Genomic DNA, 25,041 nt, shown 5'->3' with positions numbered 1-25,041 from the left:
TCCCGCGGCTCACGGTGCCGGGCGCACCCGCCGACCCGGGGCGCCCGGCGGCCGGTCAGCCGCGGTCGGGGACGCAACGGCCGTCCTCCGTGCGGTAGTTCCACCGGGCACCCTCACGCACCAGCTCGCGCACCGCCCGGACGAACCGCTCCACATGCTCGTCCGGCGTCCCGGCGCCGAAGCTGACGCGGATCGCGTTCAGCGAGCGCTCGCCCGGACCGGCCTCCGGGGCACCGCACTCCCCCGGGTCCCGCGGGTCACTGCCCAGCAGGGTCCGCAGCAGCGGGTGGGCGCAGAAGAGACCGTCCCGTACGCCGATGCCGTACTCGGCGGACAGCGCAGCGGCGAAGTGCGAGCTGTTCCAGCCGTCGACCACGAACGACAGGACACCGACACGCGGGGCGTCGTCGCCGAACAGCGAGAGCACCTTGACCTCGGGCACCTCGGCCAGCCCCGCACGCACCAGGCCGACCAGCCGCTGCTCACGGGCCGCCAGCGCGTCGAACCCGGCCTCCGAGAGCGCCTTGCAGGCGGAGGCGATCGCGTACACACCGATCACGTTGGGCGAACCGGCCTCGTGCCGGGCGGCCGTGGTGTGCCACTCGACCTCCACCCCGCCATCGGCACGGCGTGCCACCGTACGGCTGGCTCCGCCGCCCGCGAGATACGGCTCCGCGTCCTGAAGCCAGTCGGACCGGCCCGCGAGCACTCCGGAGCCGAACGGCGCGTACAGCTTGTGCCCGGAGAAGGCGATCCAGTCGACATCCAGCTCGGCGATGTCCACCGCGTGATGCGGCACGAGCTGCGCGGCGTCGAGAACGATCCGGGCCCCCTGGGCATGCGCGGCGGCGGCCAACTCCCGTACGGGCCACAGCTCACCGGTGACATTGGACGCGCCGGTGACACACACCAGCGCCGGCCCCTGAGGGTCCCTCCCGGCGAGCGCGCGCTCCAGCGTGGCGACGGCATCCTCGGGCGTACGGGGAGCGTTCAGGAACGTCACCCGCGCATCCCGCCAGGGCAGCAGCGAGGCGTGGTGCTCGGTCTCGAAGACGAACACCTCGCAGCCGGCGGGCAGCGCGCCGGCCAGCAGGTTCAGCGAATCGGTGGTCGAGCGGGTGAAGACGACCTGGTCGTCGGCGCGGCAGCCGAGAAACTCCGCGACCGTGCGGCGGCTGTTCTCGAAAAGGTCCGTGGAGAGCTGCGAGAGATACCCGGCGCCGCGGTGGACACTGCCGTAGTACGGGGCATAGGCGGCGACGTCGTCCCACACCCGCTGGAGCGCCGGGGCGCTGGCCGCGTAATCGAGCGCGGCGTAGCTGACCTCGCCGCCGGTGACGAGCGGGACGGTGACGTCCCGCCCGAGGACGGGAAGCGGCGCGGCGCAGGCGGGGTCGTCGGAGGTGGCGGCGGAGTCGGTGGTAGCGGCATTCAGGAACGCGGACATGGCGAAATCTCCCGGCAGGACAAGTCGAAACGGCTTCAAGGACCCGCGGGCACGGCGGAACCGTGACGGTGCGGGGGTTGCCTCGACACACGGAGAACACCGTGCGGAGGTGTGTTGAAGAGGGGCGTCGATGCCCTAGCGCATTCGCTTGCTCACGAGGCTGCTCCCTTGAGGACCAGGACCCCAGAGATCACAGGGGTCCGCGCTTGCCGCAGACCTCGCTGCCTACGGCCTGGTCTTCACCCGGGGCACCCCGCCACGGACGGAGGGTTGCCGGACAGCGAGCCGGGGCCTTAATCGCTGTCACTCATGACCTTGGCCGAGAGTATGGCACAGCGTGCCGAGAGGGAGCAGGGGGTGTCCGCGATGCGGGACGCGGTCTCGCCGTCCGGCGGGGGGGTGCGGGTACGGCTCGGTGGCGGGTGCGGTGTGTGGTGGGTGCGGGTGCCGGGGCCTCCGGAGGCGCATGTCCGGACTGCATGATTTACGGCGCGTGCGGGTTTGTTTTCAGGGTGCGGGCCGGTGTGCGCCACAAATCACGCTCTACGTCCGGACACGTCACCTCCTGCGACCCCGACCCCCTCCCGCCGGATCCCCGCCTGCCCGGTGGGGGTACGGCCCTGGCGCGCTGGGGTGGTCTGTGGCGGGCGGTGAAGGGGGTCGCGCAGGGGTCGTGTCCGGAACGTAAAGCGTGATTTGTGCCGCTCACGAGCCGTCACACGAAGAACAAAGCCGCACGCGGCGTAAATCATGCAGTGCAGGACATGACCCCGGAGCGGCACCCGGCAACAACCCGCACCGAACCACCGGCCCCAGCCAACAACGCACCCCGACCACGCCCCGCCGGACGGCGACACCGCCCCCGCCGGACGGCTACATGTTGCTCGCCGTGACCCAGCGCGTCAGCGCCCGTCCCGCCGCCCCCGAGTCGATCGACTCCGCCGCCCTCGCGATCCCCGCCGCCAGTTGCAGCTCCAGCGAGTCCCCCGTCGGGTCCAACGCCACCAGCGCCGCCGCCGAGTTGAGCAGCACCGCGTCGCGTACGGGACCGGTTTCGCCGGCCAGCAGCCGGCGGGCGACGTCCGCGTTGTACGACGCGTCCGCGCCCCGCAGTGCCTCGACCGGTACCAGCTCCAGGCCCACCTGCCGTGGGTCGAAGGGCTCCTCGGTGACCTGTCCGTCCCGTACGACCCATACCCGGGACGTGGCCGTGGTGGTCAGTTCGTCGAGGCCGTCGTCGCCCCGGAAGACCAGTGCGGACGCGCCCCGTTCGGCCAGCACGCCCGCCATGATGGGCGCCATCCGGGCGTCGGCGACGCCGGTCGCCTGTGCGCGTACCTTCGCCGGGTTGGTGAGCGGGCCGAGGAAGTTGAAGGTGGTGCGGATGCCCAGTTCGCGGCGGGCGGCCGCCACGTAGCGCAGGGCGGGGTGGAACTTCACCGCGAAGCAGAAGGTGATGCCCGCTTCCTCGGCGACCTGGGCGACGCGCTGCGGGGGCAGTTCCAGGTTGACGCCGAGCTTCTCCAGTACGTCGGACGCTCCGCTGGCCGAGGACGCGGCCCGGTTACCGTGTTTGACGACCTTCGCGCCGGTGCCCGCCACCACGATCGCGGACATGGTGGAGATGTTGACGGTCTTGGCGCCGTCGCCGCCGGTGCCGACGATGTCGACGCTCCGGCCCGGTACGTCGATCAACTGGGCGTGCGCGTACATCGCCCGTACGAGACCGGTGATCTCCGCGACGGTCTCGCCCTTGGCACGCAGGGCCACCGCGAAACCGGCGATCTGCGCGTCGGTGGCCGCGCCGCTCATGATCCGGTCCATCGCCCAGGCGGTGGCGTCCGCGCTCTGGTCGGCGCCGCTGAGCAGCGCGTCCAGCACACCCGGCCAGGAGTACGCCGCCACGGTGTCGCCTCCGACGGGGGTAACAGCGCTCATGCTCGCTCCTGGGTTTTCGTCTGGGTTGGGGACGCGGTAGGGCCCTGTCTCAAGCCTATCGGCGCGCAGGGTGCCGACATGCCCGATGCCCGCACTCCGGACAACGCCGAGGGCCCCGGCCGGTTCCCTCTCGGGAGACCGGGCCGGGGCCCTCGGTGGTGGCGACCTGGATTGGCCGGGTGGGATCAGTGGTGGCCGTGGCCGCTGGTGATCTCCTTGTACTCCTCGGCGGTGGGCTTGGGGATCTGGTTCCCCTCGCCGTAGTAGCCCTTGCTGAGCTTCGCCTTGAGCTTCTCGGCGGGCTTCACCTTGCGCCGCACACCGTTCTCGTCGACGGTGGCACCGATCTCGGCGGGCGCGTACTGCTCGTGCGCGGTGAGCTTGTGCAGGTCTCCCTGCTCCAGCGGGGTGTGGACCTCGACGAACTCACCGTGCGGCAGCCGCTTGATGACACCGGACTCGCGTCCGTGCAGCACCTTCTCGGCGTCGCGGCGCTGGAGACCCAGGCAGATCCGCTTGGTGACGATGAAGGCGATGACCGGTCCGACGAAGAAGGCGATCCGGACGAACCAGGTGATCGCGTTGATCGACAGATGGAAGTGCGTCGCCCACAGGTCGTTGCCGCCGCCGACGAGCAGTACGAAGTACCACGTCAGCCAGGCCACACCGAACGCGGTACGGGTCGGTACGTTGCGCGGGCGGTCCAGGATGTGGTGCTCGCGCTTGTCGCCGGTGACCCAGGACTCGATGAACGGGTAGACCGCGATCGCGACCAGCACCAGCGGGAAGATGACCAGCGGGATGAAGACACCCAGGACGAGGGTGTGGCCCGCGAAGTTGATCTCCCAGCCGGGCATCACACGGATGAGGCCCTCGGAGAAGCCCATGTACCAGTCGGGCTGGGCGCCGGTGGACACCTGGTCCGGGCGGTACGGGCCGATCGCCCAGATCGGGTTGATCGTGGCGATGGCCGAGACGATCGTGATGAGTCCGAAGACCAGGAAGAAGAAGCCTCCGGCCTTGGCCATGTAGACCGGCAGCAGCGGCATGCCGACGACGTTCTTCTCCGTCTTGCCGGGGCCCGCGAACTGCGTGTGCTTGTGGTAGAAGACCAGGATCAGGTGGGCCACGACGAGGCCGAGCATGATGCCGGGCAGCAACAGGATGTGGACCGAGTAGAAGCGGGCCACGAAGTCGCCGCCGGGGAACTCCCCGCCGAACAGGAACATCGACAGGTACGTTCCGACGATCGGGACCGACAGGACCGCGCCCTGCATGAACCGGACGCCGGTGCCGGAGAGCAGGTCGTCCGGGAGCGAGTAACCGGTGAAGCCGGTGAACATGCCCAGGACGAACAGCAGGAAGCCGAACACCCAGTTGACCTCACGGGGCTTGCGGAACGCACCCGTGAAGAAGACTCGCATCATGTGGACGAGCATGGCCGCGAGGAAGATCAGCGCGGACCAGTGGTGGATCTGCCGGATCAGCAGACCACCGCGGACATCGAAGCTGATGTCCAGCGTGGAGGCGAACGCCTCCGACATCATCTGCCCCTGGAGCGGGATGTAACCGCCGTGGTACTCCACCTCGTTCATCGACGGGTGGAAGAACAGCGTCAGGTACACACCCGTGAGGATGAGGATGATGAAGCTGTAGAGGCAGATCTCGCCGAGCATGAAGGACCAGTGGTCCGGGAAGATCTTCCGCATGTTGGCCTTGGCCAGGGAGTAGATCCCCAGCCGGCCGTCGGCCCAGTCGGCGACCCGCTCACCCGCGGGTGCCTGGCGCTTTTTGTCGTCCGTAGCAGTGGTGGTACTCATCCGCGCTCCCAGAAGGCAGGACCGACGGGCTCGTCGAAGTCGCCGAGCGCCTCGAGGTTGCCCTCGGCGTTCACACCGATCCGCAGCTGCGGAAGAGCGTGACCGGCCGGGCCGAAGATGACGCGGGCGCCGTCGGAGAGGTCGAAGGTGGACTGGTGGCACGGGCAGAGCACGTGGTGCGTCTGCTGCTCGTACAGGCTGATCGGGCAGCCGACATGGGTGCAGATCTTCGAGAACGCCACGATGCCCTGGTGGGACCAGTCGAGCTCGCGCTTGTCCTTGATCTCGTCCGGCTGGATGCGGACGATCATCAGGGCCGCCTTGGCGATCTCCTTCTGGAAGTCCTCGCTGTGCTCCTCCAGGCCCTCGGGCATGGCGAAGGTCAGCGAGCCCACGACGACGTCCTCGGGACGCAGCGGCTCATGGGTGTTCATGTTGATGAGCTCTTTGCCCTTGCCCCACAGCGTGGAGCGGAGCTTCTTCTCGGGCAGCGGACCCAGGTCGCGCAGCAGCACCACTCCGGAGAGCGGGACCAGCGCGAGCGCGCCGAACATGGTGTTGCGGACCAGCTTGCGCCGGCCGAAGCCGGACTCGGCCGCGCCCGCCGCGAAGTCCTCCAGGACCTTCGCCTTGACCTCCGGCGGCGCCTCGATCGGGTGACGCTCGGCGGCGGTCTCCACGTCCGACATCAGCGTGCGGGCCCAGTGGACCGCGCCGGCGCCGATGCAGAACAGCGCGATGCCCAGGGTCAGGCCCAGCGAGAAGTGCAGGGCGCTGACGTGGCCGATGGGCCAGATGTAGACGCTCTTGTCGACCGGGAACGCCACGAACGAGGCGATGAACGCCACGGTCGCCACCATCGACAGCAGGAACATGAAGGCGATCGCGCGCTCGGACCGCTTGGCCGCCCGCTCATCGATGTCCTGTATGCGCGGTTTATGGGCCGGCAGCCCCGGGTCGGCGAACGGATCGTCCGCCACCTGCACCGCGCCGTGCGCGGTGTCCTGCTCGCTCGGCAGGGTCTCTTCTGGAATCTCTTGGCTACTCATGACTTCTTGGCCTTAGCGGTGTGGGCCGCGACCCAGACGGCGGCTGCGATCAAAGCACCCAGACCGAAGATCCAGGCGAACAGGCCCTCACTGACGGGGCCGAGGCCGCCCAGGCTGAGACCGCCGGGGCTCTCGGTCTCGTCTCCGTTCACCGCCTTGACGTAGGCGATGATGTCCCTCTTCTGCTGCTCCGGCATCGTGGAGTCGGGGAAGGACGGCATGTTCTGCGGGCCGGTCTGCATGGCCTCGTAGATGTGCTTCGGATCCACGCCTTCGAGGCTCGGCGCGGTCTTGCCGTGTGTCAGCGCGCCACCCTCACCGGTGAAGTTGTGGCACTGGGTGCAGTTGGTGCGGAACAGCTCGCCACCCTTGGCGATGTCGGCGCCCGCGGGGCTGTACTGCTTGTCGGTCGGCGTGATCGGACCGGCGCCGAGGGACGCGACGTACGCGGCGAGCTGGTCGATCTGCTTCTGCGAGTAGATGACCTTCTTCTTCGGCACCTGCGCGCCGGGCTGCTGGGCCGGCATACGGCCGGTGCCGACCTGGAAGTCCACGGAGGCGGAGCCGACGCCGACCAGGCTCGGCCCGTCAGAGGAACCCTGACCGCCGGTTCCGTGGCAGCTGGCACAGCCCACGGAGTAGAGCTTCTTGCCCTCCTCGATGGCGAGTGACTGGGAGGTTTCGTCGGCCTGCGCCTTACTCGCGGGCGCGAACGCGGCGTACAGCCCCCCGGTGGCCGCCAGCGCGAAGAGTAGGACGACGACCGCCGCCAGCGGATGGCGTCGTCGTGCGGAGAGCTTTTTCACGGATTACCCCGGTGTCAGGATCTTCAGCGTCGGTGCTTCTGGACTGTGTGCGCTCGGGCGCGTGGCCCGGCTACTTGATCAAGTAGATCGTGGCGAAGAGGCCGATCCAGACGACATCGACGAAGTGCCAGTAATAGGACACGACGATGGCGGCGGTTGCCTGTTCATGGGTGAATCTCTTGGCCGCGTACGTCCTGCCCAGGACGAGCAGGAACGCGATCAGACCCCCCGTCACATGCATGCCGTGGAAGCCGGTGGTCAGGTAGAACACCGAGCCGTACGGGTCGGAGGAGAGGGAGATCCCTTCCTCCTTGACCAGTTCCGTGTACTCGAAGATCTGACCGCCGATGAAGATCGCACCCATCACGAACGTGATCACGAACCAGGTTCGGAGCTTCTTCACGTCACCCCGCTCAGCGGCGAAGACGCCGAGCTGGCAGGTGAGGGAGGAGAGCACCAGGATCGTGGTGTTCGTCGCCGAGAACGGAACGTTCAGGGCCGAAGCCATTTCCTTCCAGTACGCCGCTCCCATCACCGAACGCAGGGTGAAGTACATCGCGAAGAGGGCCGCGAAGAACATCAGCTCGGAACTCAGCCAAATGATGGTTCCGACGCTGGTGAGGTTCGGCCGATTGACCGACGGGTGCGCGTGCCCGGTTTCTACTGTCGTTGCTGTCGCCACGACCGACATTATGTCGGTCGCTTATCCCGCGCTGACTCCGGGGGGTGCCGTTCGGTGTGTCCATGGGGTGTGCTCAGCGGTAACAGCCCGGCGAAGCGTCGTCGTTACCCGTGCTGACATGGTGTCCGACGGAGTAGCATCCGCGCATCGGTCCAGGGCAACGGCGCCCTGGAGCCCTCGCAGACACTGATGTCACGGAGGAACAATGCAGCCGACCGCCACGGTGCTGGTCTACAGCGACGACGCGAACACCCGCGAGCAGGTCAGGCTGGCTGCGGGACGCCGGCCGGCCGCCGACGTCCCACGGGTCGAGTTCCTGGAGTGCGCGACGCTGCCCGCGGTCCTCAAGGCGCTGGACAAGGGCGGTGTCGACGTCTGTGTGCTGGACGGCGAGACGGTTCCCGCCGGTGGCATGGGCGTCTGCCGGCAGATCAAGGACGAGATCTTCGACTGCCCGCCGGTACTGCTGCTGATCGGCCGCCCCCAGGACGCCTGGCTGGCCACCTGGAGCCGTGCGGAGGCGGCGGTGACCCTTCCGGTCGAGCCGGTCGGCTTCGCGGACGCCCTGGCCTCCCTGCTGCGCGCCAGGCTCGCCGTGGAGGCGTGAGGGGCCGATGGGCTCGGAGGTGCGCCGGGAGGCGCGAGAGAGGCTCATGGCCGGCCGTACGGACTCCGTACGGCCGGCTTCGTGCGGACGGGCTCCGTACGGCCGGAGTTCCTCCGTGCGGACGGACTTCGTGCGGTCTCCGGTTCCTCCGTACGGTCAGACCACGGGGCGGAGCCGCGCCGAGTCGGCGGGGCTGCTGCCGTCCCTGGTCCCGGCCTGGAGGACGCTGCCCTTGCGCCAGTCGTCCCACTCCATGTTCCAGTCACCGAAGCCGTTGCCGAAGTCCTCCATGTAATCGCCGGCGCTGTTGACGACCTGGACGATGTCGCCCGGGGTGACGGTTTCGAAGAACCAGGCGGCGTTTCCGGTGGACATGCCGACGCATCCGTGGCTGACGTTCGCGACTCCCTGCGAGCCGACGGACCAGGGCGCGGCGTGCACGTACTCACCGCTCCAGGTGACGCGGGTCGCCCAGTACACCGGCAGGTTGTAGCCCTCGCTGCCCCCGATGCCGACGGTTGAGCCGCGCATCTGTACGAACTGCTGCTTGCCCAGTACGACCTTGATGCCGTTACGGGTGGAGAAGCCGGGCTTGCCGGTGGTCACCGGGATGCTGTTGATCTCTTCTCCGTCGCGGTAGACCGTCATGTAGTGCGCACTGGCGTCGACGATCGCCTCCAGGCGGCTGCCGACGGCCAGTTTGAGGGGCTTGACGGCGGCCCCGTACAGCTTGTCGCTGATCTTCACGCCTTCGAGGTTGCTGCTCGCCGTGATGCTCCCGTGGGCGGGCCAGTACTCCTTCGGACGGAAGTGCAGTTCCGTGTCGTCCACCCAGTGCCAGGCGCCGCCGTTCGCGACGGGCGTGGAGCGGACCTTCAGGGACCGTTCGACGACGTCCCTGGCCTTCTTCGACTTGATCGGCTCACTGAGCGTGGCGGTGATGGGCTGCCCCACACCGTACTCGCCCTCCTCCGGGCCGAATTCGACCTCGAGTTTCTTCTTGGCGGGGCGGGTGTCGAAGGTGAGGGTACGGGCGCCTGGGGCGCCGTCCTTGTTCTCCGTGGCGACCTTGACGGTGTAGCGGGCGCCGGCCGCCAGCGGCGCCGTGGAGTGCCAGCGCAAGCCGTCGGCGGCGAGTTCACCCGCCAGGTAGTGGCCCGTCGCGTCGACGGCGATGACATCGGTGATCCGGCCGTCGCCTCCTTTGGAGGTGACCTCCAGAGGCTTGTCGGGATCCGCCTTGGCACTGCCCGCGGGTGTGCTGAAGGCGATCTTCCCGGTGGCGTCGGACGGCTTGGCGGAGAGGGGGTGCTTGTCACTCCCTCCGCACGCGGTCGCGCCCGCCCCGAGGGACACGACCAGCAGGATGCAGCTGAGAACGGTGCGCGAACGCGGCGTGTGGTTCATGAGCACACGGTAAGAAGATCAACCGTTTTTCCGCGCGATGAGCGAAGCAAACGGGGGGCCCGGACGCTCCATGGCGAAGCGTCCGGGCCCCCCGGTTGACTACTCTGTGCTACTGGTTCTGGTTCTCGCCCCGGTAGAACTCGAAGACCCAGCCCCAGAGGCCGATCAGGAGCAGCGGCGCCGAGAAGTACAGCAGCCACCAGCCCACGGCTACACCCAGGAACGCGAGCGCGCCACCGATGGCGAGCGAGAACGGCTGCCAGCTGTGCGGGGCGAAGAACCCCACCTCACCGGCCTCGTCCGCGACATCGGCTTCCTTGTTGTCCTGCGCCATCGCGTCCACCCGGCGGGCGGTGAAGGCCAGGTAGAAGCCGATCATGACGCTCAGCCCGAAGGCCAGGAACAGCGCGGTCGTGCCGACCGGCTCCTTCGACCACACGCCGTAGACGGCGGCGCAGGCCAGGATGAAGAAGCTGAGCCACAGGAACATCGTGCCTTGGATCTTCACTTCCCGGCCTCCTTGCCACCGACGAGGGCGCTGGAGTCGGCTCCGTGGCCGACGTTCTCAAGCTGGTCGAGGGCGGCGATCTCCGGGTGGTGCAGATCGAACGCCGGGGATTCGGAACGGATCCGCGGCAGGGTGAGGAAGTTGTGCCGCGGCGGCGGGCAGGAAGTCGCCCATTCGAGCGAACGGCCGTAGCCCCACGGGTCGTCGACCTCGATCTTCTTGCCGTACTTGGCGGTCTTCCAGACGTTGTAGAAGAACGGCAGGACCGACAGACCGAGCACGAACGAGCTGATCGTGGACACCGTGTTGAGCGCGGTGAAGCCCTCGGAGGCGAGGTAGTCCGCGTAACGACGCGTCATTCCCTCGGCACCCAGCCAGTGCTGTACGAGGAAGGTCCCGTGGAATCCGATGAACAGCGTCCAGAAAGTGATCTTTCCGAGCCGCTCGTCCAGCATCTTGCCGGTGAACTTCGGCCACCAGAAGTGGAATCCGGCGAACATCGCGAATACCACGGTGCCGAAGACGACGTAGTGGAAGTGCGCGACGACGAAGTACGAGTCGGAGACGTGGAAGTCCATCGGCGGCGAGGCCAGGATCACACCGGTCAGGCCACCGAAGACGAAGGTGACCAGGAAGCCGACCGTCCAGAGCATCGGTGTCTCGAAGGACAGGGAGCCCTTCCACATCGTGCCGAGCCAGTTGAAGAACTTCACCCCGGTCGGGACCGCGATCAGGAACGTCATGAACGAGAAGAACGGCAGCAACACACCGCCGGTCACGTACATGTGGTGCGCCCAGACCGTCACCGAGAGACCCGCGATCGCGATGGTCGCGCCCACCAGACCGATGTAACCGAACATCGGCTTGCGGGAGAAGACCGGAATGATCTCGGAGACGATGCCGAAGAACGGCAACGCGATGATGTACACCTCTGGATGCCCGAAGAACCAGAAGAGGTGCTGCCAGAGCAACGCCCCGCCGTTGGCGGAGTCGAAGATGTGCGCACCGAACTTGCGGTCCGCCTCCAGGGCGAACAGCGCGGCGGCCAGCACCGGGAAGGCGAGCAGGACCAGTACACCGGTCAGCAGCACGTTCCAGGTGAAGATCGGCATCCGGAACATCGTCATGCCGGGAGCGCGCATGCAGATGATCGTGGTGATGAAGTTGACCGAGCCGAGGATCGTACCGAAGCCGGAGAACGCCAGACCCATGATCCACAGGTCGGCGCCGATGCCCGGCGAACGGACCGCGTCCGACAGCGGCGAGTACGCGAACCACCCGAAGTCGGCGGCGCCCTGCGGCGTGATGAAACCGCTCACCGCGATGATCGAGCCGAAGAGGTACAGCCAGTACGCGAACATGTTCAGCCGCGGGAACGCCACATCGGGCGCACCGATCTGCAACGGCATGATCCAGTTGGCGAATCCGGCGAACAGCGGCGTCGCGAACATCAGCAGCATGATCGTGCCGTGCATCGTGAACGCCTGGTTGAACTGCTCGTTCGACATGATCTGCGTGCCCGGACGGGCCAGCTCGGCGCGCATGAAGAGCGCCATCAGACCGCCGATGCAGAAGAACGCGAACGACGTGACCAGGTACATCGTGCCGATCGTCTTGTGGTCAGTGGTGGTCAGCCACTTCACGACCACATTGCCTGGCTGCTTGCGCCGTACCGGCAGCTCACTCTCGTACGAGTCGTCAGCTGCTGCGGCGGCACCCTGGGGTTCGTTGAGGATGCTCACAGTTTGTTCGTCTCCGCATTCCTGGCCGGATCCGTCTGCTCAATGCCGGACGGGATGTAGCCGTTCTGGCCCTTCTTGGCCAGCTCTTCCAGGTGCTGCTGGTAGCGCTCCGGGGAGACCACCTTGACGTTGAACAGCATCCGCGAGTGGTCGACGCCGCAGAGCTCGGCGCACTTGCCCAGGAAGGTGCCTTCCTGGGACGGCGTGACCTCGAAGGCATTGGTGTGACCCGGGATGACGTCCTGCTTCATCAGGAACGGCACCACCCAGAAGGAGTGGATGACGTCACGCGAGGTCAGGATGAACCGGACCTTCTCGCCCTTGGGGAGCCAGAGGGTCGGACCCGGGTTACCCGTCTGCGGGTTCCGTGTGCCCGGCACACCGGCGTCGTAGACGCCTTCGGCACCCTTGGGGAACTTCTTCTGGAACCGGTCGGGGATGGCATCGAGTTCCTTGGGGACCTCGTTGCCTGCAGTGGTCTTGCCGTCCACGTTCTCGACGTAGTTGAAGCCCCAACTCCACTGGTAGCCGACCACGTTGATGTTGTGGACCGGCTTCTTGGAGATGGCGAGGAGCTTCGACTCGTCCCGTGCCGTGAAGTAGAAGAGCACCGAGACGATGATGAGCGGGACGACCGTGTACAGCGCCTCGATGGGCATGTTGTACCGGGTCTGCGGAGGTACCTCCACCTTGGTGCGGGAGCGACGGTGGAAAATGATGCTCCACACGATCAGACCCCACACCAGTACGCCCGTGACGAGCGCTGCCGCCCACGAGCCCTGCCAGAGGGAGAGGATCCTGGGAGCCTCCTCCGTCACTGGGGTGGGCATTCCAAGGCGGGGGAAGTCCTTGTATGAGCAACCGGTGGCGGTCGCGAGGATCAGGCCCGCAGTCAGCACCTGCGGCAGCTTCCGCCGCATCGGGCGCCGCGACGAGCGGTCGGAGCCGTTGGGACTCACGTAGCGCCTTCCCGAGAGTCTCGCCCGCGTGGTCGGCTGCGCCCGTCTCGCTGGTCGGTCGCCGGCCCTGACACGGGCAGGGGTTTGGATGTTTATGCGGACCAAACCCTACTGGACGCGATTTGGGGTCGTGCGGGGAGGGTGCCCAACGCGCCGCCTGACTCCCCGAAGGGGTGGACCACGCCATTCCGGGGGCATTCGGCGGACCCCCGGAAGGCGCTCGGCAGAGCCTGATCGAGCCCTTGGCAGCGCCCCCGGCGGAGCCTTTCTGACGGGCTTTCCGTAGAGGCTTCCGTACGGGCTTCCGTAGGGGTTTTCCGTACGCGCGCGGGGACCGGGTCGGCGGGGGGGGCGGGCGCGAGGAACGGGGTCGGCAGGGCGGCCGGGCTCGGGTGTTGACCGGGCGGGGCGGTACGGGAGTTAGCGTGACGGCGTGCCTTACTTCGACGCCGCTTCCTCCGCCCCGCTGCACCCCGTGGCCCGTCAGGCCCTCCAGGCCTCCCTGGACGAGGGCTGGGCGGACCCTGCCCGGCTCTACCGGGAGGGCCGGCGGGCGGCGCTGTTGCTGGACGCGGCGCGGGAGGCGGCGGCGGAGGCGGTCGGCTGTCGCCCCGACGAGCTGGTTTTCACTCCTTCGGGGACGAATGCGGTGCATTCCGGAATGTCCGGCGCCCTGGCGGGCCGTCGGCGCGTCGGGGCGCATGTGGTGGTGTCGGCGGTGGAGCACTCCTCGGTCCTGCACGCGGCGGCGGCCCACGCGGCCGCCACCGGGGGCGCGGTGACCGAGGTCCCGGTGGACCGTTACGGGGCGAGCGCGCCGGACGCGTACGGCCGGGCCCTGCGCGAGGACACGGCACTGGCCTGCCTCCAGTCCGCCAACCACGAGGTCGGTACGGAGCAGCCGGTGGCCGCGGTGGCCGAGATCTGCCGGAGCCAGGGCGTCCCGCTGCTGGTGGACGCGGCGCAGTCGCTGGGCTGGGGGAAGGTGGAGGGCGCCTGGTCGCTGCTGGCGGCGAGCGCCCACAAGTGGGGCGGTCCGGCGGGCGTCGGGCTGCTGGCCGTACGCAAGGGTGTCCGGTTCGCCCCACAAGGTCCCGCCGACGACCGGGAGTCGGGGCGCATGCCGGGTTTCCAGAACATTCCGGCCGTCGTGGCCGCGGTGGCTTCGCTGCGGGCGGTGCGCGCGGAGGCGGCGGACGAGGCGGTACGGCTGCGGGCGCTGGTGGACCGGATCAGGGCGCGGGTGCCGGAGTTGGTGCCGGATGTCGAGGTGGTGGGCGATCCGGAGCACCGGCTTCCGCATCTGGTCACCTTCTCCTGTCTCTATGTCGACGGAGAGGCGTTGCTGCACGAGCTGGACCGGGCGGACTTCTCGGTCTCCTCCGGTTCGTCCTGTACGAGCAGCACACTGACCCCGAGCCATGTGCTGCGGGCGATGGGCGTGCTGTCGGAGGGCAATGTCCGGATCTCGCTCCCCCTCGGCACGCCGGAGGCGGAGGTGGACCGGTTCCTGGAGGTGCTTCCGGGAGTGGTGTCGGGTGTACGGGAGCGGCTCGGGGCTCCGGCTTCGAGTGCGGCTCCGGTCTCGGCTCCGGCCCCGGATCCGGTCTCGGCTGACGAGACCAGTGGGGCCGGTGAGTCCGGTGAGTCCGGTGGGCCTGGTGTGGCCGGCGGGCCTGAGGGAGCCGGCGGGTCGGCGCCGTCGCTCGTGGTGGACGCGCTCGGCCGACGCTGTCCGATCCCGGTGATCGAACTGGCCAAGGTGTTCGGTGAGGTGCCAGTGGGCGGGACGGTGTCGGTTCTCTCGGACGACGAGGCGGCGCGGCTGGACATTCCCGCGTGGTGCGAGATGCGCGGCCAGGAGTACGTGGGCGAACAGCCGGCGGACCACGGTGTCGCGTATGTGGTCCGCCGGGTGTCCTGAGCGCCTGCTCGGGTTTGGTCCTTGAGATCAGGCCCTGAGAGTCGGGTCAGCTCAGGTGGGCCTGGACCTCGACCGCCGCGTCATCGCCGTACGCCTTGGTGAAGCGCTCCATGAAGTGGGACCGGCTGAGCGTGTACTCCTGGGTGCCCACCGTCTCGATGACGAGCGTCGCGAGCATGCAGCCCACCTGGGCGGCGCGCTCCAGGCCGACGCCCCAGGAGAGACCGGAGAGGAACCCGGCGCGGAAGGCGTCGCCGACACCGGTCGGGTCGGCCTTGACCTCCTCCTCCGCGCAGCCGACCACGATCGGCTCCTCGCCGACCTTGTCGATACGCACACCCCGCTTGCCGAGGGTGGTGACGCGGTGGCCGACCTTGGCGAGGATCTCGTCCTCGGTCCAGCCGGTCTTGGACTCGATGAGCCCCTTCTCGTACTCGTTGGAGAAGAGGTACGTGGCCCCTTCGAGCAGGTTGCGGATCTCTTCGCCGTCCATGCGGGCGATCTGCTGTGAGAAGTCGGCGGCGAAGGGAATCCCGCGCGAACGGCACTCCTCGGTGTGCCGGCGCATCGCCTCGGGGTCGTCGGCGCCGATCAGCACCAGGTCGAGTCCGCCGACGCGGTCGGAGACCTTCTTCAGCTCGATCAGACGGGCCTCGCTCATGGCGCCCGTGTAGAAGGAGCCGAGCTGGTTGTGGTCGGCGTCCGTCGTACATACGAAACGGGCCGTGTGCAGGACCTCGGAGATATGGACCGAGGAGGTGTCGACCCCGTGGCGGTCGAGCCAGTCGCGGTACTCGTCGAAGTCCGCGCCGGCCGCGCCCACCAGGATGGGGCGGGTGCCCAGCTGGCCCATGCCGAAGGCGATGTTCGCCCCGACACCGCCCCTGCGCACATCCAGGTTGTCGACGAGGAAGGAGAGGGAGAGCGTGTGGAGCTGCTCCGCGACCAACTGTTCGGCGAAGCGGCCGGGGAAGGTCATCAGATGGTCGGTGGCGATGGAGCCGGTGACTGCGATTCGCACGGCGTTAACGCTCCTGATGAGGAGAACGGTTGACCACTTCACGCTATCGGTTCCCTCCCAGTACGACGACTGAGGTCACCGGGCAAGGTGTCCGACCGGTGAGATCGGACGGCCGTTCGACGAGATCGGGCGGGGTTCGGAGCGATCGGGCGGGCAGTCCGGAGCGACGGTGTGACCCGTCCGGCGCAGTGTGGGGAACCGCACGCTTCCCCCTTCCGTCCCACCGGTGTCCCCCGTACAGGAAACCCAGGGGACACGGACAACGGGCGTACGGCGGGGACGACATGGAACGACACGCGGTCGGACGGCACTCAGTCGAAGGAGCGAAGCGGTGACCAGCACGGAGCAGCCTCACGAGAGCACGGCCGGCGCCGACAGCACCGTCGGCGCCGGGATCCCGCGTCGGCGGCGTACCGCGTTCGCCGTCGCGACGGTGGCGGCGGCGGTTCTGATCGCCGGGGGCGGCGGCGCGTACTTCGCCACGAGCGCCGCCGGCGGCAGCGGTACGGACAACGGGAGCGGCGGAAGCAGTGGGAACGGGCGCGGTACGGCGGGCGGTGACGGGCAGCCGTCGCTGCTGGCCCTCGACAGCGCGGCGACGGGGCCGGGCGGGGCGCCCGGCACAGGTCCGGCGGACGGGACCGGCGCCTCGGCACCTCCCGGTATCGCGCCCGGCGAGCCCGATCCGCACGGAATCGTCTACCGCCTCAAGGGAAAGCCGCCCAAGGCGCCTGACGCGGCGCGTGTCTACCGTACGGACGGGAACGCGAAGGTCACGGCGGCCGAGGTGGCCCGGCTGGCGGAGGCGCTCGGAGTGACGGGCACGCCGCGGTCGGAAGAGACGGCGTGGAAGGTCGGTACGGAGAAGGACGGCTCGGGGCCGGTGCTCCGGGTCACCAAGCAGGCCCCGGCCACCTGGACGTTCGCGCGGTTCGGCCCGTCGGGCGGCGACAACTGCCTGAAGGGCAAGAGCTGCCCGAGCGGTGGAGGCAGTGGCAAGGGCAGCGACCTCGGGACCGGTGGCGGGAGCGGTGAGGACTCGGCCGTGAGCGAGGCCGCGGCGAAGAAGGCGGCGGCTCCGGTTCTGAAGGCGCTGGGCCAGGACGACGCCGCGCTCGACGCCCGCCAGGTGATGGGCGCGGTCCGGGTGGTGAGCGCGGACCCGGTGGTCGGCGGACTGCCCACGTACGGCTGGTCGACCGGGATCCAGGTGGGCGCGGACGGCCAGGTGGTCGGCGGCATCGGACACCTGAAGGCTCCCGAGCGGAGCGACTCGTATCCGGTGATCGGCGCGGACGAGGCGCTGAAGGAACTGAACAAACCGGCGGAGGGCGGGACCGCCAGGAAGCCGGTCGAGATCAAGAAGGCGGTGTTCGGCCTCGCGATGCGGTCCGTGGCCGGGCGCGAGGCCCTCGTACCGTCCTGGCTGTTCGAGGTGGCGCCGGGCGGCGAAGCGCCGCCGTACACGGTCACCCAGCCCGCGGTCGCTCCGGAGTTCCTGACGAAGCCGAAGCCGACGAATCCGACGCCGACGAATCCGAAGCCGCCCCGCGAGGAGCGGCCGCGCGGTAACGGCGACAAGGGGATTCGCGTCACGTCGTACGGCGTGGACGGGCGGACGCTGAGCCTGCGCTTCATGGGCGGCGTGTGCAGCACGTACAAGGCGAAGGCGGACGAGAGCGGTACGGCGGTGAAGGTGAAGCTCACCGTTTCCGAGCCGGAGCCGGGGAAGGTCTGTGTGGCGATGGCCAAGGAGCAGGACGTCACGGTGACGCTGGACAAGGCGCTGGGCGAGCGGCAGGTGGTGGACGGGGCGTCGGGCGAGCGGGTGCCGCGTAACTAGATCTGAACACGTGGAAGGCGGCGGTCCCGAGAGGGGCCGCCGCCTTCCACATACGCCATGTACGGCTCTGTGCCGTCCTGGCTGTTAGCTGAAGGAGTCACCGCAGGCGCAGGAGCCCGAGGCGTTCGGGTTGTCGATCGTGAAGCCCTGCTTCTCGATGGTGTCGACGAAGTCGATGGAGGCGCCGCCCAGGTACGGGGCGCTCATCCGGTCGGTGACGACCTTGACACCGTCGAAATCCTTGACGACATCGCCGTCGAGCGAACGCTCGTCGAAGAACAGCTGGTAACGGAGGCCGGAGCAGCCGCCGGGCTGAACGGCGACGCGCAGCGCGAGGTCGTCCCGGCCTTCCTGGTCCAGCAGGGCCTTGACCTTGCCCGCGGCGGCGTCGGACAGGAGGATGCCGTCGCTCGCGGTGGTGGTCTCGTCCGATACGGACATCTGCTTCTCTCCCGGGTTGTACGGACTGCTTGCCGACAGTGCAACCGGCGCGGCCACGGATTCATTCCGTGGCCCCGGGGCGTGTCTTTCCCTTCTTCATGCTCGCACACCGCGTTCCGGAACGGCAGCGGGCGGCGAGGCTGCGCCAGGTGCGGTGGGAGCCCCCGGAATGCGTCACATCGACGCTATGGCCATCGTCAAAGTGACGTGAAGCGACTATGATAGATAGCGTCAATTAGACGAAAAGGCTCGTCTGCTGAGAAGAAAGGGTGCGTGACGTGACCACCGCCCAGCCCCGTCAGGATCTCGCCGTCCAGCCGACGCCGCTCGCTCTGCTACTGCTCGGCCGCGAGGCCGACACCCGCAGCGAGCGAGGCGTGGAGTGCCCCGGCGACCTGCCCTCCCCGTCCGACCCCGACCTGGTGGAGCGCGCCCGCGCGGCCAAGGAGAAGCTCGGGGACAAGGTCTTCGTCCTGGGCCACCACTACCAGCGGGACGAGGTCATCCAGTTCGCGGATGTCACCGGTGACTCCTTCAAGCTGGCCAAGGACGCGGCGGCGCGGCCGGGCGCGGAGTACATCGTCTTCTGCGGTGTGCACTTCATGGCCGAGTCCGCCGACATCCTGACCACCGACGATCAGAAGGTCGTCCTGCCGGACCTGGCGGCGGGCTGCTCCATGGCCGACATGGCCACGGCCGAGCAGGTCGCGGAGTGCTGGGACGTACTGACGGAGGCCGGCATAGCCGAACGGGTCGTGCCCGTTTCGTACATGAACTCCTCCGCCGACATCAAGGCCTTCACCGGCAAGCACGGCGGCACGATCTGTACGTCCTCGAACGCCGAGCGCGCCCTGAACTGGGCCTTCGAGCAGGGCGAACAGGTCCTGTTCCTGCCGGACCAGCACCTCGGCCGGAACACGGCGGTACGGGAGCTGGGGATGTCCCTGGACGACTGCGTCCTCTACAACCCGCACAAGCCCAACGGCGGCCTCACGGCTCAGGAGTTGCGGGACGCGAAGATGATCCTGTGGCGCGGCCACTGCTCGGTGCACGGCCGCTTCTCGCTGGACTCCGTACGGGACGTACGGGAACGGATCCCGGGCGTGAACGTCCTGGTGCACCCGGAGTGCAAGCACGAGGTCGTGGCGGCGGCGGACTATGTCGGCTCGACGGAATACATCATCAAGGCCCTGGAGGCGGCCCCGGCGGGCTCGAAGTGGGCGATCGGGACGGAGCTGAACCTCGTACAGCGCCTGGCGAACCGTTTCGCCGCCGAGGGCAAGGAGATCGTCTTCCTCGACAAGACGGTCTGCTTCTGCTCCACGATGAACCGGATCGACCTGCCGCACCTGGTGTGGGCGCTGGAGTCGCTGGCCGAGGGCAGCGAGGTCAACGTCATCGAGGTGGAGAAGGAGACGGCGGACTTCGCGCAGCTGGCGCTGGAGCGGATGCTGGCGCTGCCGTAGGGGGATGGTTCGGCGGGGGTGGTGGGTGGTGTTCGGTGGTCCCCGCGCACGCGGGGCACCACCTCTTCTGCGCCCGCCGCCAACCGCCCTGCCCCCGCGTCGTCTACAGTTTCCACTCTCACCGCCCAGGCGTTCTTGAGCGCGGGCCTCGCCCCCGCGCTCCGCCAGGAAAACGGTTCGACGGTTCTCGGAGCGCGTTGATGCTCCAGCAATCCCCCTCCCCTGCGTTCCCGGCCATGTCCCGTTCCGGAAGCCAGAGGTCTCCTCGTCATGCCCCGTTCCCGGCTCATCGCCGCACTCGTGCTGCTCTGTTTCGTCGGCCCGTTGTCGACCGACATGTATCTGCCGGCTTTTCCCCGGATGGCCGCCGAACTGCGTACCGACGCCTCCGGGGTCCAGCTCACGCTCACCGCGTTCCTGGTCGGCATGACCGTCGGTCATTTGGTCTTCGGGCCACTGTCGGACCGGTACGGGCGGCGGGGGCCGCTGTTGGTGGGGGCCGGGGTGTGTGCCGTCGCCACCGGGTTGTGTGCCGTTGCGCCTGAGCTCGGAGGGCTGGCGGTGTTGCGGTTCGCGGCGGGGTTCGGTGGGGCTGCGGGGGTGGTGATCGGGCGGGCCGTGGTCTCGGACGTGACCGAAGGGGCTGCGGCGGCGCGGCTGTTCGGGATTCTGATGACGCTGGCCGGTACGGCGCCGGTCCTGGCTCCACTCGCGGGCGGCGCGGTGATCGGGGCGGGCGGGGCCGGGTGGCGGGGTGTGTTCTGGGTGCTGGCCGGGGTCGCGCTGCTGGTCGTGGTGGCCGTGGTGGTCGCCGTACCGGAGAGCCTGCCGGTGTCACGGCGACGGACCGGCGGCGGCCGGGAGTTGCTGCGGTCCGTACGGGACGTCGCGGGCGATCGCGCGTACGTCGGTTACTCGCTGGCCTTCACCTTCGCGTTCGGCGCGCTGTTCTGCTACATCGCCGGTGCCCCGTTCCTGCTCCAGAACGTGCTGGGGCTGAGCGTCGGCGTCTCGTCCGCCTACTTCGCCTGCGGCGCGGTGTTCATGGCCCTGTCCAGCGCGAGCGGCGCCAGGCTGGCGGGCCGGATCGCGCCCGAACGGCTGCTGAGCGCAGGCCTGTACGCGATGCTCGCCGGCACGGCGGCCCTGCTCGGGATCGCCGTGGCGGACGCGCTGACCGTGGCCGTGTACCTCCCGCTGATGGCGCTGGTGTGCGGCGGCCTCGGGCTTGTCACCGGGAACGCGTCGTCCCTGGCGATCGCGCGAGTGCCGGACGCGGCGGGCACGGGCTCCGCCCTGCTCGGTACGGCGCAGAGCGCGTTGGGGGCGTTGGTGGCGCCGCTGGTGGGACTCGGCGGGGCGGACGCGGTGGTGCCGGTGTTCGGCGGGATGGCGGTGTGCGGCGGGTTGGCGGTGCTGGCGGGGCGAACTGCCAGTCGGGCGAGGGGTATTACGTGGACTGCGCAGGCTCCCCGGGAAACGGGCCCGAGATGAGTCCACCCCAGGGACAGGGCTCCCCCGGCGCGAAAGGCACACCACGCGTGGGAAGTGCGCTCACCGGCCGAACCATTCGTCGGAGTCCTTGCCTTCCAGAATCCAGAAAATGGCGGCCAGCATCACCAGCCCCACGGCCACGGCCGGCTGGAATCCGTAAAAAATCCAGGCCACCACGAGCGTGAGCACCTGGACCACGGCAGCGATCAGCGCATACGCGTACACCACGTTCCTGGCAAGCGCGGAACGCTTGAAGAAGAAAAAGCCGGCGCCGAGCAGCGCGATGGAGAGGGAGACGAAGAGATAGGCGACGAGCCTGGTCGCGCCCGGGTTCTGCACCTCCTGGCCGTGATCCAGGCGGCTGTTCATGTCTTCCAGCAGAACGAAAGCGGCGAGGGCCAGCCCCAGCGCCTGAAGCCCAACTATGGCGACGCAGAACTTGATTGACACGGGCATGCGTTCCGACGTCCCGACCTTCATGCTCACGGAGTCCTCCCACCCACTCTTTGACGGCACTCCGAGCACCTTCACATGGGGGGCTCGGGACCGGTCCCGACCCTCGCGCGGACGCCTGGATCACCGTCCCGGGCAGAGTCGTGTACTGGAATTCCCGCGTGACGGGAATTCCAGTACACGAAGGGCAACACCGCCCCCGCTCATTCGTGTCAGGTCCGGGGCCGACGTCAGGCGCGGGGGCCGACGTCAGGCGCGGGGGCCGACGGTTGCCATGGCTCGGGCGACGGCGTCGGCGAAGGAGCCTTTCGCGTCGGAGGCGAGCCAGGAGTGCTGCGCGGCCACGAGGCACCCGAAGGCCGCCGCCGTGAGCGCGCGGGGCGTCGGATCGTCGGCGGCGTGGGGTGTACCGGCCGCCTCGGCGCGTTCGAGCAGTACGGCGACGACGGCGTCCTGTATCTGCTGCAGCTTCTGGAGGTAACCGGCGAGCAGTACGGGCGTCTCGAAGATCACCCGGTGGATCGGCTCCACCATCTCCTCGTGGCCCGGCGCCTCCGCAAGGGAAACCAGCACGTCGAACACGTGGTGCAGTGACGTCCAGACCGCTTCGTCGGCCGGGCGTGCGCGCAGGGCGGCGAGCATGTCGTCCACGACGAGGTCGAACTTTCCGAGGACGATCTCCTCTTTCGTGGCGAAGTAACGGAAGACGCTGCGCTGGGACATGCCCACGGCCGCCGCTATGTCGTCGATGGTCGTGGCCTCGAAGCCACGCTCGACGAACAGCGCGCTAGCGGCTTCGGCGATCTCCATCCGCACCGCCCGGCGGGTGCGCTCCCGGAGGCCGGGCAGTTTCTCGTTCATGATGCACCGATCGTAACAGGCACAGCCCAAGGTGACAGTGACTGACAGGATCGGCGTATGCTGCCATCACGCAGGCCAACTTCAGCGCCGGAGGAAGAACATGAGCCAGGACAAGACCATCGTCATCACCGGTGCCAGCGACGGCATCGGCGCCACGGCAGCCCGCCGGCTCCACCGGAACGGCCACCGCGTCGTCATCGTCGGCCGCTCCCCGCAGAAGACCCAGGCCGTAGCCCGTGAAATCGGTGCGGACCACTACCTCGCCGACTTCACGCGCCTCGACGACGTCCGCGAACTCGCCGCCGAACTGAGCGCCGCGTACCCGCACATCGACGTACTCGCCAACAACGCCGGCGGCATCTTCGGCGACCGTACCAAGACCGTCGACGGCTTCGAGAAGACCTTCCAGGTCAACCACCTGGCGCCGTTCCTGCTCACCCAGCTGCTGATGGACAGACTCATCGCCGACAAGGCGACGGTGATCCAGACCTCAAGTCTCGCCGCCCGCATCGGCGGCAAGGTCGTCATCGACGACCTCGACCACGACAGGGACTTCACCGCGATGCGGGCCTACGGCACCGCCAAACTCGAGAACATCCTGTTCACCAAGGAACTGCACCACCGCTACCACGCGCAAGGCATCTCCACCGCTTCCTTCCACCCGGGCAACGTCGCGACGAACTTCGCCGTCGAGTCCGACAGCTTCCTCAGGCACATCACCGGAAGCCGCCTCGCCCGAGCTTTCCTGATCACCCCGGAGAAGGGTGCCGAGCAGCTCGTCTGGCTCGCCGAGGGCCGACCCGGCACCGACTGGATCTCCGGCACCTACTACGAGAAGCACAAGCCGGCCAGGCGCAACAACCCGCAGGCCCTCGACGCCGACCTCGCCCGCCAACTCTGGGACCGCTCCGAAGAATTGCTCGCCCCGAAGCTCGGCTGAACCTCACACAGCTCTGCGGCTCCGCGAACCGGCCTCACAAGCCCCGCAAGCCCCACAAGCCCCCAGCCTCACAAGTAGAGCTGCTGCGCGCAGGTGCGGCAGCACGTCTTGCCGCCGCACAGTTCGGTCTCGCGGTGCTCGCAGGGCTGCCCCGTGTCGGCCCCCGGCAATCGGCCGCCCCGGCTGACGGCGATCCGCCACGTGGCACTCAGCGCCCCCGCGAGGCACGCGACCATACGGCGCAGTTCCTTCGGATCCGCACTCGGGCCAGGAGGCAGCGGCTTGGCGGCATCGGCCAGGAGGTGCTCCACCGAGACGAGCAGGTCCTCCTCCACCTCGTCGGCCAGCCGGGACATCCGGCTGCCGGGGCCGTTGGCACTCAGGTAGCAAGGATTACCCTCCGCCGTCGTCCACGGCAGCAGCCGCAGCGGGACGCCCTGTGGATCGCGCAGCATCATCACGCGGCCACCTCCCGGCAACTGCGCTTCCCGGGCGGGGCGTTGCGCCTCGTTGTACGTGTGAACATCTCGGCCTGCTCCTGATCAGACGAGCCGGACCCCGGGCCCCAGCTCAGGGCCGGGGGTCTGGCGTTGCATGAACACCGGCGGTTACCGTGTGCGGCACCATCGTCACTCTGTGGCATTCGACCTCAACAGGGGCGCGTCGTCCCAGCGTTGAGATTGGGATGATTGCGAGAAAACGCCCATGAAATTCAAGCCCCAGACCCTGAACCCGTACCTGTCGGCCCGCCACTACTTCGGCTCGGAGCAGCGCCGCCATCGTGAGCGCGCGGATCTGTCGCTCGTACGGTTGGCGGAGATCCTGAACTCCAGCAAGAGCACGCTCGCGCGCATCGAGACGGCGGAGTTGATGCCGCCGCCTGATCTGCCACGCAAACTCGACGCGGCGTTCGGTACGGACGAGCACTTCCACGATCTGTACCAACTGGCCAAGCGTGAGGCGCATCCGGATCAGTACCGGCGATTCATGGACTTCGAGGCGACGGCCGAGGTCATTGAGGTCTCCGATCCCCAGGTCATGCCTGGTCTGTTGCAAACCCGCGACTACGCATACGCGCTGCTGCGCTGCCAGGAGGACTTGACCGAGGAGGAGGTCGAAGCTCTCGTCAACGCCCGGATGTCGCGGCAGGATCGGCAGCGATCGGACTCACCTCCGCACCGGTGGGCGATCATTGACGAATCGGTACTCCGGCGGAGGGTCGGGAGCCGGGAGTGCATGCACAAACAGCTGGCTTCGCTGCTGGAGCAGGCGGATACTCCGAACAGTAAGGTTCAGGTGATTCCGTTCAGCGCAGGTTCACACGCGCTGGTTGGCGCCACACTGATCCTGCTGACACTCCCTGACGGCTCCACAGTGGCCTACGAAGAGGGCATCCGGGTCGGTCACCTCTATGAGGACCGGGACGCGGTGAAAAAGTGGCGACGACAGTACGAAGTGCTGCGGGCCAACGCTCTCTCGCTGTCGGAGTCGGCGCAGCTGATTCGAAAGGCAATGGAGGACTACCAGACATGCGACACACCCCCGAGCTGAGCACCGCCCGTTGGCGTAAGAGCAGCTACAGCAACACCAACGGGGGCGCGTGCGTCGAGATCACCGAGGACTTCCCCGGCCT

Annotated in this window: 23 protein-coding genes and 1 riboswitch; of the genes, 8 read left to right on the top strand and 15 right to left on the bottom strand. The window is 68.4% G+C overall.

Going from position 1 to position 25,041, the window contains the following annotated elements:
• Window positions 1-55: 55 nt before the first annotated feature.
• From ACIQD6_RS13640 to ACIQD6_RS13615, 6 genes are all read right to left on the bottom strand, one after another.
• Window positions 56-1,447 carry an aminotransferase class V-fold PLP-dependent enzyme gene (locus ACIQD6_RS13640; protein ID WP_401881576.1) on the bottom strand — a complete coding sequence of 464 codons (1,392 nt, stop codon included), beginning with the start codon at window positions 1,445-1,447 and terminating at the stop codon, window positions 56-58.
• Window positions 1,448-1,644: 197 nt separating this feature from the next.
• A riboswitch (SAM riboswitch) is annotated at window positions 1,645-1,762 on the bottom strand.
• Window positions 1,763-2,320: 558 nt separating this feature from the next.
• The gene (gene trpD, locus ACIQD6_RS13635; RefSeq protein ID WP_401881574.1) at window positions 2,321-3,385 is read right to left on the bottom strand and encodes an anthranilate phosphoribosyltransferase; all 1,065 of its coding nucleotides are present in this window, start codon (window positions 3,383-3,385) and stop codon (window positions 2,321-2,323) included.
• A gap of 185 nt (window positions 3,386-3,570) precedes the next feature.
• Window positions 3,571-5,205, bottom strand: coding sequence for a cytochrome bc complex cytochrome b subunit (locus ACIQD6_RS13630; RefSeq protein WP_401881572.1), 1,635 nt, complete (start codon window positions 5,203-5,205; stop codon window positions 3,571-3,573).
• Window positions 5,202-6,254: a Rieske 2Fe-2S domain-containing protein gene (locus tag ACIQD6_RS13625; RefSeq protein ID WP_401881570.1), complete on the bottom strand. Its 1,053-nt coding sequence runs from the start codon at window positions 6,252-6,254 to the stop codon at window positions 5,202-5,204. Before ACIQD6_RS13625 ends, ACIQD6_RS13630 begins: the two co-directional genes overlap by 4 nt.
• Window positions 6,251-7,060 carry a c-type cytochrome gene (locus ACIQD6_RS13620; protein ID WP_401881569.1) on the bottom strand — a complete coding sequence of 270 codons (810 nt, stop codon included), beginning with the start codon at window positions 7,058-7,060 and terminating at the stop codon, window positions 6,251-6,253. Before ACIQD6_RS13620 ends, ACIQD6_RS13625 begins: the two co-directional genes overlap by 4 nt.
• Window positions 7,061-7,130: 70 nt before the next feature.
• Window positions 7,131-7,751 carry a heme-copper oxidase subunit III gene (locus ACIQD6_RS13615; protein WP_401881568.1) on the bottom strand — a complete coding sequence of 207 codons (621 nt, stop codon included), beginning with the start codon at window positions 7,749-7,751 and terminating at the stop codon, window positions 7,131-7,133.
• Window positions 7,752-7,947: 196 nt separating this feature from the next.
• Between ACIQD6_RS13615 and ACIQD6_RS13610 the strand changes: the two genes are divergently transcribed.
• Window positions 7,948-8,349 (top strand): hypothetical protein, encoded by a 402-nt coding sequence (locus ACIQD6_RS13610; protein WP_401881567.1) that lies wholly within the window; start codon window positions 7,948-7,950, stop codon window positions 8,347-8,349.
• A 156-nt stretch (window positions 8,350-8,505) separates the two neighbouring features.
• Here ACIQD6_RS13610 and ACIQD6_RS13605 read toward each other — a convergent pair whose 3' ends face one another.
• From ACIQD6_RS13605 to coxB, 4 genes are all read right to left on the bottom strand, one after another.
• Entirely contained in the window at window positions 8,506-9,756 is a 1,251-nt protein-coding gene (locus ACIQD6_RS13605; protein WP_401881565.1) for an Ig-like domain-containing protein, read from the bottom strand.
• Window positions 9,757-9,865: 109 nt separating this feature from the next.
• Window positions 9,866-10,264, bottom strand: a complete 399-nt coding sequence (locus ACIQD6_RS13600; protein ID WP_401881563.1) for a cytochrome c oxidase subunit 4 — start codon at window positions 10,262-10,264, stop codon at window positions 9,866-9,868.
• Complete coding sequence (ctaD, locus tag ACIQD6_RS13595; RefSeq protein WP_401881562.1) at window positions 10,261-12,006, bottom strand: cytochrome c oxidase subunit I; 1,746 nt, start codon at window positions 12,004-12,006, stop codon at window positions 10,261-10,263. The genes ACIQD6_RS13600 and ctaD overlap by 4 nt, the downstream gene beginning before the upstream one ends.
• Complete coding sequence (gene coxB / locus ACIQD6_RS13590) at window positions 12,003-12,965, bottom strand: cytochrome c oxidase subunit II (RefSeq protein WP_401881560.1); 963 nt, start codon at window positions 12,963-12,965, stop codon at window positions 12,003-12,005. Before coxB ends, ctaD begins: the two co-directional genes overlap by 4 nt.
• A gap of 433 nt (window positions 12,966-13,398) precedes the next feature.
• Here coxB and ACIQD6_RS13585 point away from each other — a divergent pair, with 433 nt between their 5' ends.
• The gene (locus ACIQD6_RS13585) at window positions 13,399-14,889 is read left to right on the top strand and encodes a cysteine desulfurase/sulfurtransferase TusA family protein (RefSeq protein WP_401881558.1); all 1,491 of its coding nucleotides are present in this window, start codon (window positions 13,399-13,401) and stop codon (window positions 14,887-14,889) included.
• Between the two features lie 46 nt (window positions 14,890-14,935).
• Here ACIQD6_RS13585 and ACIQD6_RS13580 read toward each other — a convergent pair whose 3' ends face one another.
• Window positions 14,936-15,910 carry a carbohydrate kinase family protein gene (locus ACIQD6_RS13580; RefSeq protein WP_401881556.1) on the bottom strand — a complete coding sequence of 325 codons (975 nt, stop codon included), beginning with the start codon at window positions 15,908-15,910 and terminating at the stop codon, window positions 14,936-14,938.
• A gap of 331 nt (window positions 15,911-16,241) precedes the next feature.
• Here ACIQD6_RS13580 and ACIQD6_RS13575 point away from each other — a divergent pair, with 331 nt between their 5' ends.
• A complete protein-coding gene (locus ACIQD6_RS13575; protein WP_401881554.1) occupies window positions 16,242-17,753 on the top strand; it encodes a hypothetical protein in 1,512 nt (503 codons plus the stop codon).
• Between the two features lie 84 nt (window positions 17,754-17,837).
• Here the strand turns inward: ACIQD6_RS13575 and ACIQD6_RS13570 are convergent, their stop codons facing one another.
• Window positions 17,838-18,194: a HesB/IscA family protein gene (locus tag ACIQD6_RS13570; protein ID WP_401881747.1), complete on the bottom strand. Its 357-nt coding sequence runs from the start codon at window positions 18,192-18,194 to the stop codon at window positions 17,838-17,840.
• A gap of 278 nt (window positions 18,195-18,472) precedes the next feature.
• On the opposite strand from ACIQD6_RS13570, the gene nadA reads away from it, so the two are divergent.
• Both nadA and ACIQD6_RS13560 read left to right on the top strand, forming a co-directional pair.
• Window positions 18,473-19,660, top strand: coding sequence for a quinolinate synthase NadA (nadA, locus tag ACIQD6_RS13565; RefSeq protein ID WP_401881552.1), 1,188 nt, complete (start codon window positions 18,473-18,475; stop codon window positions 19,658-19,660).
• Window positions 19,661-19,930: 270 nt separating this feature from the next.
• The gene (locus tag ACIQD6_RS13560) at window positions 19,931-21,154 is read left to right on the top strand and encodes a multidrug effflux MFS transporter (RefSeq protein WP_401881551.1); all 1,224 of its coding nucleotides are present in this window, start codon (window positions 19,931-19,933) and stop codon (window positions 21,152-21,154) included.
• Between the two features lie 60 nt (window positions 21,155-21,214).
• On the opposite strand, the gene ACIQD6_RS13555 is transcribed toward ACIQD6_RS13560, so the two are convergent.
• Window positions 21,215-21,640 (bottom strand): hypothetical protein, encoded by a 426-nt coding sequence (locus ACIQD6_RS13555; RefSeq protein ID WP_401881549.1) that lies wholly within the window; start codon window positions 21,638-21,640, stop codon window positions 21,215-21,217.
• 216 nt (window positions 21,641-21,856) lie between these two features.
• Window positions 21,857-22,468, bottom strand: coding sequence for a TetR family transcriptional regulator (locus ACIQD6_RS13550; RefSeq protein WP_401881547.1), 612 nt, complete (start codon window positions 22,466-22,468; stop codon window positions 21,857-21,859).
• 100 nt (window positions 22,469-22,568) lie between these two features.
• On the opposite strand from ACIQD6_RS13550, the gene ACIQD6_RS13545 reads away from it, so the two are divergent.
• Window positions 22,569-23,408 carry an SDR family NAD(P)-dependent oxidoreductase gene (locus ACIQD6_RS13545; protein WP_401881545.1) on the top strand — a complete coding sequence of 280 codons (840 nt, stop codon included), beginning with the start codon at window positions 22,569-22,571 and terminating at the stop codon, window positions 23,406-23,408.
• A gap of 68 nt (window positions 23,409-23,476) precedes the next feature.
• Here the strand turns inward: ACIQD6_RS13545 and ACIQD6_RS13540 are convergent, their stop codons facing one another.
• A complete protein-coding gene (locus tag ACIQD6_RS13540; protein WP_401881543.1) occupies window positions 23,477-23,869 on the bottom strand; it encodes a hypothetical protein in 393 nt (130 codons plus the stop codon).
• Between the two features lie 244 nt (window positions 23,870-24,113).
• Here ACIQD6_RS13540 and ACIQD6_RS13535 point away from each other — a divergent pair, with 244 nt between their 5' ends.
• Together ACIQD6_RS13535 and ACIQD6_RS13530 are read left to right on the top strand one after the other, a co-directional pair.
• Window positions 24,114-24,959 (top strand): Scr1 family TA system antitoxin-like transcriptional regulator, encoded by an 846-nt coding sequence (locus ACIQD6_RS13535; protein WP_401881542.1) that lies wholly within the window; start codon window positions 24,114-24,116, stop codon window positions 24,957-24,959.
• Window positions 24,938-25,041 (top strand): DUF397 domain-containing protein (locus ACIQD6_RS13530; protein ID WP_401881745.1); only part of this gene is annotated, 104 nt, incomplete at its 3' end. The genes ACIQD6_RS13535 and ACIQD6_RS13530, both read left to right, overlap by 22 nt.

It is taken from the genome of Streptomyces sp. NPDC088400 (assembly GCF_044753355.1).
Taxonomy (GTDB): domain Bacteria; phylum Actinomycetota; class Actinomycetes; order Streptomycetales; family Streptomycetaceae; genus Streptomyces.
Note: the sequence above shows the minus strand (reverse complement) of the source record. Positions and strands in the feature narration are given on the sequence as shown.

Excerpts from the sequence above, each read along its gene's own strand:
- ACIQD6_RS13640 (WP_401881576.1), bottom strand. The coding sequence starts at position 1,447 with ATGTCCGCGTTCCTGAATGCCGCTACCACCGACTCCGCCGCCACCTCC.
- trpD (WP_401881574.1), bottom strand. The coding sequence starts at position 3,385 with ATGAGCGCTGTTACCCCCGTCGGAGGCGACACCGTGGCGGCGTACTCC.
- ACIQD6_RS13630 (WP_401881572.1), bottom strand. The coding sequence starts at position 5,205 with ATGAGTACCACCACTGCTACGGACGACAAAAAGCGCCAGGCACCCGCG.
- ACIQD6_RS13625 (WP_401881570.1), bottom strand. The coding sequence starts at position 6,254 with ATGAGTAGCCAAGAGATTCCAGAAGAGACCCTGCCGAGCGAGCAGGAC.
- ACIQD6_RS13615 (WP_401881568.1), bottom strand. The coding sequence starts at position 7,751 with ATGTCGGTCGTGGCGACAGCAACGACAGTAGAAACCGGGCACGCGCAC.
- ACIQD6_RS13610 (WP_401881567.1), top strand. The coding sequence starts at position 7,948 with ATGCAGCCGACCGCCACGGTGCTGGTCTACAGCGACGACGCGAACACC.
- ACIQD6_RS13605 (WP_401881565.1), bottom strand. The coding sequence starts at position 9,756 with ATGAACCACACGCCGCGTTCGCGCACCGTTCTCAGCTGCATCCTGCTG.
- ACIQD6_RS13570 (WP_401881747.1), bottom strand. The coding sequence starts at position 18,194 with ATGTCCGTATCGGACGAGACCACCACCGCGAGCGACGGCATCCTCCTG.
- ACIQD6_RS13560 (WP_401881551.1), top strand. The coding sequence starts at position 19,931 with ATGCCCCGTTCCCGGCTCATCGCCGCACTCGTGCTGCTCTGTTTCGTC.
- ACIQD6_RS13550 (WP_401881547.1), bottom strand. The coding sequence starts at position 22,468 with ATGAACGAGAAACTGCCCGGCCTCCGGGAGCGCACCCGCCGGGCGGTG.
- ACIQD6_RS13545 (WP_401881545.1), top strand. The coding sequence starts at position 22,569 with ATGAGCCAGGACAAGACCATCGTCATCACCGGTGCCAGCGACGGCATC.
- ACIQD6_RS13535 (WP_401881542.1), top strand. The coding sequence starts at position 24,114 with ATGAAATTCAAGCCCCAGACCCTGAACCCGTACCTGTCGGCCCGCCAC.